We start from the raw sequence: 839 nt of genomic DNA on the forward strand, positions 1-839 counted from the left end.
AGTGTGGGGTAGCTTCACCACCCCGCGCTCCCGAGGTCAACGCGGCCGTTGCGGGATGACAAGGGCCGCGCCCTTGGTGTTCAAACGGCCCAACCAACTCAAATTCCAGATCAAGCACATCGGGTACTGATTACCCGGTGCGAACCCCTCTATTCAAGGATTACCGAAATGAAAGTCGTTAAAAAGAAAGTCGTCATCATCAATTACACCGGCACTGTCGGCAAAACCACCATCGGCGCTAACGTTCTTTCTCCACGCATGGACGGTGCCCCTATCTACGCCATCGAGTCGATCAACGAAACCGCCGAAAATCTTGGATTGGACGTGGAAAAGCTGCGTGGTAACAAATTTCGTGAGCTGTTCAAACGACTCATGCTGGAAGACCAGGCCATCATCGATGTAGGTGCATCCAACGTCGAAGACTTCATGACCAACCTAGGAGGTTTTGAGGAGGCGCATGATGAAATTGACTACTACGTTGTTCCAGTAACATCTGGAACCAAAGAGCAGAAAGAAACAGCAACCATGATTGGAACACTGTCCGCGATGGGCATTCCTGCCCATAAAATAAGATTGGTTTTCAATCGGGTGAAAAGTGATGTTGATTCCGAATTTTCAATCATCATTTCTTACCATGAACTTGCGCAATCGTTTATTTGTAATCGCAAGTGCGCAATATTTGAAACTGAATTGTTCGATGCCCTCTCGGTCAAGCGTCTCTCTCTTACATCGCTTATGAGTGATGACACCGACTACAAGACGCTGTTGAAAGACAAGAGCGCTGACATGCAGGATCGTGAGCGTTGGTCAGATATGTATGGTTTGAAGCTTCTAGCCAA

The 839-nt window shown here is 48.2% G+C and carries 1 protein-coding gene; it reads left to right on the forward strand.

Annotation, left to right across the window (positions count from 1 at the left end):
* Nucleotides 1-168 precede the first annotated feature (168 nt).
* The coding region (gene stbB / locus ABJ99_RS04155) for a StbB family protein (protein ID WP_054084738.1) at nucleotides 169-839 on the forward strand (671 nt) is incomplete at its 3' end.

Origin of the sequence: Pseudomonas syringae pv. cilantro (assembly GCF_001293775.1) — a bacterium.
Lineage (GTDB): Bacteria > Pseudomonadota > Gammaproteobacteria > Pseudomonadales > Pseudomonadaceae > Aquipseudomonas > Aquipseudomonas syringae_P.